The following is a 10,226-nucleotide window of genomic DNA, read 5'->3' as shown; positions in this document are numbered from 1 at the left end:
GATAGGCTGGGGGTGGAAGTGCAGCAATGCATGGAGCTGACCAGTACTAATCGGTCGAGGGCTTATCCAATAGCAAGTGATAATTCGCATGTTTCGTTTCGAATCTAGTTTTCAGAGAATGATCTCTGAAATGTAAGCTAAGCTATGCGTTTGGTGGCGATGGCGGAGGGGTTCCACACGTACCCATCCCGAACACGACCGTTAAGCCCTCTAGCGCCGATGGTACTTGGACCGCAGGGTCCTGGGAGAGTAGGACGCCGCCAAGCAAAGAACCACTGCCGATGTTATTCGGTGGTGGTTTTTATTATATAGTTTTATTATGCAGTATGGGATTAAAATACAGATTGAATTTGGTGATTTCTCAGCACAATAGGATGTATACAGGTAACGTTATTCGATACGAATTGACGTTTTTTTGCGTAATAACTAGACTTGTCCGCTCTGGAAAAACAGTTGTGTTCATCAGGCAATACACCTGATATAACCAAGTACTTTTCCTTGACAGTCTAAATATCGCTTTGCTAAGATGGCAATAATAAATTTTTCAGAAAACGTATTTTCGGCGTAAAATACAGCCTGGAATCTTCGGGTTTTGGACCGTAAAGCTGAGCAAACATAAGGAGGAACACTTGCGTGTGGGAAGATAAATTTGGTAAGGAAGGCCTCACCTTTGATGATGTATTGCTAGTGCCACGGAAATCCGAGACACTGCCTAAAGAAGTAGATGTATCTATTCGTTTGAGTGATACTGTAAAGCTAAATATTCCTTTGATCAGTGCGGGTATGGATACAGTAACTGAAGCGACTTTGGCTATTGCCATTGCACGTGAAGGCGGTATCGGTATTATTCATAAAAATATGTCGGTTGAACAACAGGCAGAAGAAGTAGATCGTGTTAAGCGTTCGGAGAGTGGTGTTATTACAAACCCGTTCTCACTGACGGCAGATCATCTGGTATCTGATGCGGAAGCAGTAATGGCGAAATATCGGATCTCCGGTGTACCTATTATTGAAGGAGATCAGAAGCTGGTTGGTATTTTGACCAACCGCGATTTGCGTTTTATTCATGATTACGGCATCAAAATTAGCGAAGTCATGACTCATGAGAATCTGGTTACCGCTCCTGTAGGCACTACACTTCAAGAAGCTGAGGGTATCCTTCAGAAGCACAAGATTGAGAAACTTCCATTAGTTGATGAGACAAACACGTTAAAAGGTCTTATCACGATTAAAGATATTGAGAAAGCCATTCAATTCCCTCATGCAGCCAAAGACGCTCAAGGACGTCTGTTGGTTGGTGCAGCGATTGGTATTTCCAAAGATACATTTGAACGTGCTGATGCTTTGGTACAAGCTGGTGTCGACCTGATTACGGTAGACTCGGCTCACGGACACCACATCAATATCATTGAAGCTGTACGTCAGCTTCGTGAACGTTTCCCTAGTCTGACCATCGTTGCAGGTAACGTCGCTACTGGCGCAGCCACTCGTGACCTGATCGAAGCAGGGGCTTCGGTAGTCAAAGTAGGTATTGGTCCAGGTTCGATTTGTACAACACGTGTTATCGCTGGTATTGGTGTACCTCAAGTAACTGCAGTGTACGATTGTGCAACAGTGGCACGCGAATATGGAGTTCCGATTATCGCGGATGGCGGAATTAAATATTCTGGTGAAATTACAAAGGCACTGGCTGCAGGCGCACACGCGGTGATGCTTGGAAGTTTGTTTGCCGGCACAGCAGAAAGCCCGGGAGAAACTGAAATCTTCCAAGGACGTAGCTACAAAGTATACCGCGGTATGGGTTCAATGGCTGCAATGAAACAAGGTAGTAAAGATCGTTATTTCCAAGATGATGACAAGAAACTGGTTCCGGAAGGAATCGAAGGTCGTGTCGCTTACAAAGGACCATTGTCTGATACGATCCACCAACTGATTGGTGGCCTTCGTTCGGGTATGGGATACTGTGGTACAAGTAACTTGGAGCAACTTCGTAACGATACAGGCTTTATCCGAATTACAGGTGCGGGACTGCGCGAAAGTCATCCCCATGATGTACAGATTACCAAAGAAGCACCTAACTACTCGTTGTAATCTGAAGAGAGTTAATCATTTCCAGGACAGGCTCGGTGATTTTCACCGGGTCTGTCTTTTTTTGCAGATACCCCTGTGATAGAATAGAACAAGCGGTGACGATCCATGGATGGATTAAGGCGTTGCGGCGGCTTTTTGACGTGAATCTATGAATATGGTTTTGAAAAGAAAATGCAGTGCCAGAAAAGGCTGCCAGGTAAACAGAAGCGCGGACGTCCTTTTACATAAGCATTTGCAAAATGCGGACTAAGTGACAATCGATAACGAACTTTAGGAGCAATAATATTGCTCGTTCGATACAGCGCATATAGCACACATCTCATACATCAAACACACAGATTAGGGAACAAGAAAATCGCAGCATAAGCTGCACTGAAGCAATTAACAATGCTTTGGATCGAAGGGAGTATTCATCATTGAAAGCCAAACACATGAATAAAAAGAAACGCCAAATGCTCAAAAAGAGCGTAGCCTCGGTAATGCTAATTAACATGCTTTGCATGTCTGCAGTAATGCCGGTCATGGCTGCTGCGGACAACTCCAGTCAGGTTCTGACTGCTGCGGCAACAACAAAGACGGAAAAAGCCGTAAAGGTGCCTGGGGTAGACTCACTTGGGCTTGAGGTTAGATCAGCGGTGCTAATGGAAGCCTCAACGGGACAGATTCTACTAAATGTTGATGCGGATAAAGCGATGCCACCTGCAAGTATGACCAAAATGATGACAGAGTACATTGTCGCCGAACAAGTCAAACAAGGTAAATTCGGTTGGGACGATATTGTAACTGTTAAAAAGAATGCTGCACAAAGTATCGGGTCGCGAATTTTCCTCGCGGAAGGTGACCAGCACACAGTTAAGGATCTCTATATTGCTATGGCTGTTGGCTCTGCCAATGATGCTACGGTTGCTTTGGCTGAACATGTTGCCGGTTCGGAAGAAGCTTTCGTGAAAATGATGAATGATGAAGCGAAGCGTATGGGCATGAAGGATACGTTCTTCATCAACTCTTCGGGTCTGGATCGAGCAGATATGCCTGCTGACTTCCGCCCAGCTGAAGACAAGGAAACAGTGATGTCCGCTCTGGATGCTGCAATTCTATGCCGATACATCATTATGGATCACCCGGACTACACAGAATTTACAACGATTCAATCCTACAAGTTCCGTCCTAATGATAAAGCTCCAATTATCAATTACAACTGGATGCTGGAAGCGAATAAAAATATAACCAATTTCAAAAGCTATGCCTATGAAGGTCTGGATGGAATGAAAACAGGCCATACCACGAACGCAGGTAATAACTTTACAGGTACAGCAGAACGTAACGGTATGCGTCTAATTAGTGTTGTTATGGGCACAGATTCGGAATCCGCACGTTTCAGAGAAACTAAAAAGGTATTGGACTATGGATTTAACAACTTTGAAGTGAAACAGGCTGTTGCAGGCAAGACCAAAGTGACGGGCTGGGAAGCGGTACCTTTGAAAAAAGGGAAAGAAACAACCGTTCCTGTTGTAACAGATAATGCAGTAAGTTTCGTTGTACCCAAAGGTACTCAGAACCTGGATGTGACGTTCAAAGCCAACGTAACTGAGGCTGACAAGCTGGTAGCACCACTCAAGGCAGGTACGAAGGTTGGTACGGTAACGTACACGTATAAAGCAGAGGGAATTGAGCCGCAGGAAAAAACAGTGAACTTGATCACTGCTGAAGAGGCTGAAAAAGGCGGATGGTTCCGTTTGTTCTTCCGTGCTGTGAAGGATTTTTTTGTGGATCTTTTTGACGGGATTAAAAACCTGTTTTAGTCCATAACAAACTTCATGGAAAGAGTATGATCATGATTTTAATGTTTACATGGTCATATCATTGACAAAATACAAGTTATTCCGACCGGATGGATTGTATATTTACAATTTTTCCGGTAAAATATCAAGTTAGAATTCACGTATGATGAAGTGAAAAAGTACAATGTTCGTTTACCGTATGCAAGATCGTGGCTGGTAAGAGAAGGGGAATGAGCGTATGAAGATCGGCGTTTTAGCACTTCAAGGAGCTGTCACAGAGCATATTCGAAGTATTGAACGTGCTGGAGCAGAAGGTATAGCCGTCAAACAGGTTCAGCAATTGGAGGACTTGGATGGTCTTATCCTTCCTGGCGGGGAAAGCACGACGATTGGTAAACTGATGCGCAAGTATGGGTTTATGGATGCCATTCGGGCGTTTGCTGCTGAGGGTAAACCGGTATTTGGTACCTGTGCTGGCTTGATCGTTATGGCTAAACACATTGCAGGGCAAGAAGAAGCTCATTTGGAGCTAATGGATATGACTGTATCCCGAAATGCATTTGGACGGCAGAGAGAGAGTTTTGAGACGGATTTGCCAGTCAAAGGTATTGAGGAAACGGTAAGGGCTGTATTTATACGGGCGCCCTTGATCGAGAGTGTCGGAGACCAGGTGGAGGTTCTCTCCACATACAAGGATGAGATTGTTACGGCTCGTCAGGGACATTTGTTGGCTTGCTCCTACCATCCGGAATTGACGGATGACTATCGTCTACATACTTATTTTGTAGACATGGCCAGATCCTACAAACACACGGTAGACTCTAAATAATGCATGATGTACAACCTATGATCTCCCGGTCATCGGATCACTTCACCAGAAGCCGTGTAAGGCCACTGGTTGGCAGTTGCATCTGAACGGATGCCTGATGTTGCCTGTATCTGCTTCATAGCGGGAATCGCAGCGGAGGGTGACAAGGGGGATATAGGTTGTTTTTTGGGTTACAGGTTCCGATAAGTATATAGTAAGGTGTATACAGTAGAGTTTTGAGAATGGATTTAACATAAGGCTTCACGTTGTGAGGTTATTTAGGAGGGGTATATCGTGCTTGATGTGAAAATATTGCGGAATGAGTATGCACGTGTAGAAGAAGCATTGACTAAACGTGGCAAATCGCTGGATCTTATCGCTGGATTTACCGAGATGGATGCCAAGCGTCGGGAATTGCTTCAAGAGAGTGAAACACTGAAGAGTCGTCGGAATACAGTCTCCGCGGAAGTTGCTAGACTGAAGAAGAATCGTGAGAATGCTGATGATCTGATTGTGGAGATGCGTGAAGTGTCTGATCGAATCAAAGCCATGGACGAGGAAGTTCGGGAACTGGAAGTGAAGATCAATGATCTCACAATGGCGATTCCTAATATTCCTAACGAAAGCGTACCTATTGGAGCTTCTGAAGACGACAATGTTGAGATTCGTCGTTGGGAAGAGCCGAAGTCATTTACTTTTGCACCAAAAGCACACTGGGAAATTGCGCAGGATCTCGATATTCTTGATTTTGAAGCGGCTGCCAAAGTAACAGGTTCCCGTTTTACCTTTTATAAAGGATTAGGCGCACGTCTGGAACGTGCATTGATTAACTTCATGATGGATCTGCACAGCGATCAACATGGATATGAAGAGATTCTGCCTCCATACATTGTTAATCGGGACAGCTTGTTTGGAACAGGTCAACTGCCTAAGTTCGAAGAAGACCTGTTCAAGTTGAAAGATACCGAATATTATCTGATCCCTACTGCTGAAGTTCCGGTAACGAACTATCATCGCGAAGAGATTCTGAATGTAGATCAATTGCCTAAGCACTTCGTGGCATACAGCTCTTGTTTCCGTTCTGAAGCCGGTTCGGCTGGACGGGATACACGCGGATTGATTCGTCAGCATCAATTCAACAAAGTAGAGCTGCTCAAGCTCTCTACTCCGGAGACTTCGTATGAAGAGCTGGAGCAAATGACTCAAAATGCGGAGCGTGTGCTTCAATTGTTGGGCTTGCCGTATCGCGTCCTGACATTGTGCACGGCAGATATGGGCTTCACTTCAGCTAAAACGTATGATATTGAAGTATGGTTACCTGAGAGCAATACCTATCGTGAGATTTCTTCGTGCTCCAACTGTGAGGACTTCCAGGCACGTCGTGCCAATATCCGTTTCCGCAGAGAGCCAAAAGCGAAACCGGAATTTGTGCATACATTGAACGGGTCAGGATTGGCAGTTGGACGGACGGTAGCCGCTATCCTGGAGAACTATCAACAGGAAGATGGTACGGTTGTTATTCCTGAAGCATTGCGTCCTTATATGGGTGGTGCAAGTGTGATTGCACGTCGCTCTTAAGTAAGAGTTAGCTAACCATCCTCATCAAGGGGAATACAAATTCAATCCGTCATTTCGGAATGGCGGATTGGAGTGTTTTGTATAACTGAGGAAGTTGTCTGATACGAGATTATCAATTTTAATATAAAAAGGTTGCATTATAATGTCGAGATGTGGTATGATACTTTTCGTGGCAAGTTTATAAAAGTTAATTTCCCTGGAGAGGTACCGAAGCGGTCATAACGGGGCGGTCTTGAAAACCGTTAGGGGGCAACTCCACGTGGGTTCGAATCCCACCCTCTCCGCCATACTACACTTATAACAAGGATTCGAGCGATCTCGCTCGGGTCCTTTTTTGCGTTGTGAGTTTGTCCAGCGTAGTGAGCATACAGGTTGCTGACCGATGTATACGTTGCTCAGTACAACGTTATATTTTGAATAAGGCTAATATGTATAAAAACATCTTCATCGCCGCACTTTATAGGAGTGGAGGTGGTAAGATGAACCGCGAGTTAAACATCGATCAGACAGAGCTTGTAGGGGCTTGGCAAGAACGTTTGCCTCAAGTCCTGAATGTTGGAGACCAGGCTCAGGTAATGGCCGATGAAGCCGATCAGCAGGCGATTCGGATACACATTGCTACAGCAGGGCACGAGATGTACTCTTTTGATTTCAAATGTGCATATGTCGATTCCCGTGAAGTCAGCGTACAGCTGATTGATGTGGAACGGGATGGACGAACGACGGATGAGCGTACAGAACCGATTCAGGAACTGGCTCACGATTATACACGGCACATTCATGAATGCGCCCAGTCGTTACAATCCCAGACGAGATAATAGCCTGAAATCTGAAGGAGTGAACTCAATTGACTAAAGCCAAAGCGGGAGTAGACAAAAACCTGCAAAATGTAGTCGATGATCTGGAGCAGCCTGCCGTAAACAGTCATCATGCTCAGCAAATTCAGCAAGATATTAATGATCGCCGTCATCAGGATGCACTGAATCATGACAAAACGGAAGATAGGGACCCATCCCATTCCTAACAATGATGAGGGGGCAATAATATGAGCAAACCAAAAACAATTCCCGTACCGGAAGCGCAAGCATCCGAACAGCATCGTCATTCATCCAAACGCTCTTCCATGCAGGAACCATTATCCGGTTCCAAAAAAGTAAAAAATCAAAATCATGTGGATCATTTGAATCCCCAAGGTTAATAGAAGAAACAGATTCACGCAAAAGTCCCTTGTTACCTAACAGGGGGCTTTTGCGTATTCATACATATATAAAGACAGGCACATGGTTATTCCCAAAGCTGACATAGGTCTTTGTAGCCATTTTAAAGAGGAAAGATCACATTTTTCCCAAATTAGGTTTCGGTATCTGGTGATATGGTATATCATTGGTATTGAATTACTTTTTTTTGGGGTTATCACGAGAGGAGAGAAACAAATGACTAAACGTATGGGGGCGCTTCTTCTCACGTTGCTGTTGACCGTATCTATGGCATTGACAGCATGTAGCAGCAAGCAGGAACCAAAAGAGGCATTGAAGACGGCTGCGGCCAATGCTTCCAAATTGACTTCGTATGAAATGAGTTCTAATTTCACTATTAATGAATTGAGCTATAAACCTGGGGATGCTTCACAAACTGATCCTACCATGACTCAGTTTATGAGCATGCTGAAGGATGCTCAGTTGAATGTAACAGGTGTATACCAAAGTGAGCCAATGCAGACAGAGATGACTCTTGGCATCGAGCTTAAAGGCGACATGGGTATGACCTTTAACATCCCAATGGTGATGACGGCAGAGAAACTCTATGTGAAAGTGCCGAATATTCCGTTCTTCCCGATTCCGGAGAATGTTGTTAACAAGTTCCTCGAGCTGGACCTGAAAGAACTGGCTGAGCAAGAGGGTACAGAATGGAACCCTGATGCTATGGACGCAGCCAAAACGCAAAAGCTGAGCAACGAAGTCATGGACGCAGTGCTGAGCGAGTACGATCAAGCTAAATTCTTCAAAAATCTAGACACCAAAGATGCAAAACTTCCTGAAGGTGTAGATGCGAAGCAAGTTGTACAATTCTCGGTGAATAATGACAATGTTAAAGAAGCAGTTACTGTACTGGTAACAAAAGCTATGCCTAAAGTATTGGATATTCTGTCCAAAGAGGAATATCGTGAAATGCTGCAAATGGATCAGGCTGATATCGACAAAGCTAAAGAAGATTTGAAAATCACTGAAGCAGATCAGGCTGAAATGGCTAAAGACTTGGATAAATTGAAAGATGTTCTGACAATTAACCAATTCAACATCGATTTCGCATTGGACAAAAACGACTTCCCTGTGTATCAAAAGATGGTCGCTGATGTGCTGATCAAGCCAGAAGGTACAAAAGACGAAGTGAAATTGGCATTTACCGGTTCCAATACGTACACCAAGATTAACGAAAAAGCAGCATTCAAAATCAACATCCCTACTGGCGATGACGTAATTACTATGCAAGAGTTCGAAGAACTGATGAACGCTTCATACGGATACTAATCTCGCTGAGTTCAAACCGTCTGTGATTCAAGTGAAGGATAATATCCTTCCGCTTGGGTACAGGCGGTTTTTTTAGTTAGACAGAGTAAGAGGGGATATACGCAAAATAATTGATCTTTGAAGTTGAATCGTGGCTGGTGATCTATATAAATAAAACCGCACTCTCTCCTACATAACTAGAGTAGTGCGGTTTTGTACATTAACTTTGTATATTGTTGAATTGGGAATACAGACAGCTTTATTGGGAAGCTTCTAAATCAATTAATTCGTAAGTTCGTCCAAGTCTTCAGCAAGTACAGCATAGATCTGATGATCCTGATATTTGCCGTTGATCTTGAGGTATTTGCGTGCAGTACCTTCAAACTGGAATCCGTTCTTCTCCAGTACGCGCTGTGAACCTTTGTTGGAGGGCAATACTGCAGCCTGAATCCGATTTAACTTTAGCGCACGGAAGCCATAAGCTACGGCCAGTTTAACCGCTGCTGTCATTCGTCCGCCACCCTGATAATCTGGATGGATAAAGTAACCCATATCCGCATAATTGGCAACGCCCAATACGACATTGTTGATACTTACTTGTCCAATCAACAGGCTGTCTTTAATGGTATAGATTCCAAATTGATATCCTGTACCATCTTCTGCTGCCTTGACCCGATCCTCAATCCGCCGAGTCTGAGCATCCAGTGTATAGAATTCATCGTCTCGCACGGGTTCTACAGACTGGTAGGGGACGCGTGTGACCTGAATCAGGTCCAAATAGGACTGTGTATCTTGGGGTGTGAGCAACCGAAGGCTTATGCCATTGGCTGTATCATAGAGTGTTAGTGCCATTACAGCACACTTCCTTTCTAATTGGGATGTTTGTAGTCGGTGACTACTTTAACTTTTGGCGCAGACTTCTGAAAAATTGAGTTAGCATCGTGGAGCATTCAGGTTGGAGAATATCCGCAATAACCTCGGTGCGATGGTTAAAACGCGGCTCCTGTAACAGGTTCATCAGTGTACCTGCACAGCCTGCCTTGGGATCAGCCGTACCATAGATAACGCGGGGAACTCTGGATTGTACAATTGCACCTGCACACATTGGACAAGGTTCCAGTGTGACGTACAGAGAACAATCCAACAAACGCCAAGCTCCGATGGTCTCGCTGGCCTGACGAATAGCCACCATCTCTGCATGGGCGGTGGAATCCAGTGTAGTTTCACGCAGATTGTATCCCCGACCAATAATTTGGTTATTTTGTACGATTACAGCTCCAATCGGCACTTCCCCAAGAGCCTCAGCCTTGTAGGCCTCGGCAATGGCCTCTCGCATCCAGTGCTCATGTTGAGCCTCTTCAGATAAATTCCCAAGATCGGGCTGGAGAGAATGGTCATTCATTACTATATAACTCCTTCCAAAATCGTTTATTCAGCGAACAAATATTCGGGTTGTTAACA

10 protein-coding genes, 1 tRNA gene and 1 rRNA gene are annotated in these 10,226 nt (G+C 44.5%); 10 read left to right on the top strand and 2 right to left on the bottom strand.

Annotated features, from left to right (window positions below):
* Positions 1-149 precede the first annotated feature (149 nt).
* The 10 genes from rrf to C170_RS05930 all read left to right on the top strand — a co-directional run bounded on the left by rrf (position 150) and on the right by C170_RS05930 (position 8,786).
* Positions 150-266, top strand: a 5S ribosomal RNA gene (gene rrf / locus C170_RS05970).
* 367 nt (positions 267-633) lie between these two features.
* Positions 634-2,091 carry an IMP dehydrogenase gene (gene guaB, locus C170_RS05965; RefSeq protein ID WP_036607306.1) on the top strand — a complete coding sequence of 486 codons (1,458 nt, stop codon included), beginning with the start codon at positions 634-636 and terminating at the stop codon, positions 2,089-2,091.
* A gap of 416 nt (positions 2,092-2,507) precedes the next feature.
* Entirely contained in the window at positions 2,508-3,893 is a 1,386-nt protein-coding gene (locus C170_RS05960; RefSeq protein WP_036607302.1) for a D-alanyl-D-alanine carboxypeptidase family protein, read from the top strand.
* Between the two features lie 217 nt (positions 3,894-4,110).
* Complete coding sequence (pdxT, locus tag C170_RS05955) at positions 4,111-4,701, top strand: pyridoxal 5'-phosphate synthase glutaminase subunit PdxT (protein ID WP_036607300.1); 591 nt, start codon at positions 4,111-4,113, stop codon at positions 4,699-4,701.
* A 273-nt stretch (positions 4,702-4,974) separates the two neighbouring features.
* Positions 4,975-6,258 carry a serine--tRNA ligase gene (serS, locus tag C170_RS05950; protein WP_017691327.1) on the top strand — a complete coding sequence of 428 codons (1,284 nt, stop codon included), beginning with the start codon at positions 4,975-4,977 and terminating at the stop codon, positions 6,256-6,258.
* A 198-nt stretch (positions 6,259-6,456) separates the two neighbouring features.
* Positions 6,457-6,545: transfer RNA gene (locus tag C170_RS05945), tRNA-Ser, on the top strand.
* 192 nt (positions 6,546-6,737) lie between these two features.
* The gene (locus C170_RS05940) at positions 6,738-7,076 is read left to right on the top strand and encodes a hypothetical protein (RefSeq protein ID WP_036607297.1); all 339 of its coding nucleotides are present in this window, start codon (positions 6,738-6,740) and stop codon (positions 7,074-7,076) included.
* 29 nt (positions 7,077-7,105) lie between these two features.
* Complete coding sequence (locus C170_RS31115) at positions 7,106-7,282, top strand: hypothetical protein (protein ID WP_017691325.1); 177 nt, start codon at positions 7,106-7,108, stop codon at positions 7,280-7,282.
* Between the two features lie 21 nt (positions 7,283-7,303).
* A complete protein-coding gene (locus C170_RS05935; RefSeq protein WP_036607296.1) occupies positions 7,304-7,456 on the top strand; it encodes a small acid-soluble spore protein P in 153 nt (50 codons plus the stop codon).
* 235 nt (positions 7,457-7,691) lie between these two features.
* Complete coding sequence (locus tag C170_RS05930) at positions 7,692-8,786, top strand: hypothetical protein (RefSeq protein WP_036607295.1); 1,095 nt, start codon at positions 7,692-7,694, stop codon at positions 8,784-8,786.
* Between the two features lie 261 nt (positions 8,787-9,047).
* On the opposite strand, the gene C170_RS05925 is transcribed toward C170_RS05930, so the two are convergent.
* Both C170_RS05925 and tadA read right to left on the bottom strand, forming a co-directional pair.
* Positions 9,048-9,617, bottom strand: a complete 570-nt coding sequence (locus tag C170_RS05925) for a GNAT family N-acetyltransferase (RefSeq protein WP_036607294.1) — start codon at positions 9,615-9,617, stop codon at positions 9,048-9,050.
* Positions 9,618-9,660: 43 nt separating this feature from the next.
* Positions 9,661-10,167 carry a tRNA adenosine(34) deaminase TadA gene (tadA, locus tag C170_RS05920; RefSeq protein ID WP_051447030.1) on the bottom strand — a complete coding sequence of 169 codons (507 nt, stop codon included), beginning with the start codon at positions 10,165-10,167 and terminating at the stop codon, positions 9,661-9,663.
* Positions 10,168-10,226: the final 59 nt, after the last annotated feature.

It is taken from the genome of Paenibacillus sp. FSL H7-689 (genome assembly GCF_000517905.1).
Lineage (GTDB): Bacteria > Bacillota > Bacilli > Paenibacillales > Paenibacillaceae > Paenibacillus > Paenibacillus amylolyticus.
The sequence above is the reverse complement of the archived record's forward strand: the minus strand, read 5'-3'. Positions and strand labels throughout refer to the sequence as shown.

Bases quoted from the DNA above. Each gene is read 5' to 3' on its own strand.
- C170_RS05940 (WP_036607297.1), top strand. From the start codon at position 6,738: ATGAACCGCGAGTTAAACATCGATCAGACAGAGCTTGTAGGGGCTTGG.
- tadA (WP_051447030.1), bottom strand. From the start codon at position 10,167: ATGAATGACCATTCTCTCCAGCCCGATCTTGGGAATTTATCTGAAGAG.
- pdxT (WP_036607300.1), top strand. From the start codon at position 4,111: ATGAAGATCGGCGTTTTAGCACTTCAAGGAGCTGTCACAGAGCATATT.
- C170_RS05935 (WP_036607296.1), top strand. From the start codon at position 7,304: ATGAGCAAACCAAAAACAATTCCCGTACCGGAAGCGCAAGCATCCGAA.
- C170_RS05930 (WP_036607295.1), top strand. From the start codon at position 7,692: ATGACTAAACGTATGGGGGCGCTTCTTCTCACGTTGCTGTTGACCGTA.
- C170_RS05925 (WP_036607294.1), bottom strand. From the start codon at position 9,617: ATGGCACTAACACTCTATGATACAGCCAATGGCATAAGCCTTCGGTTG.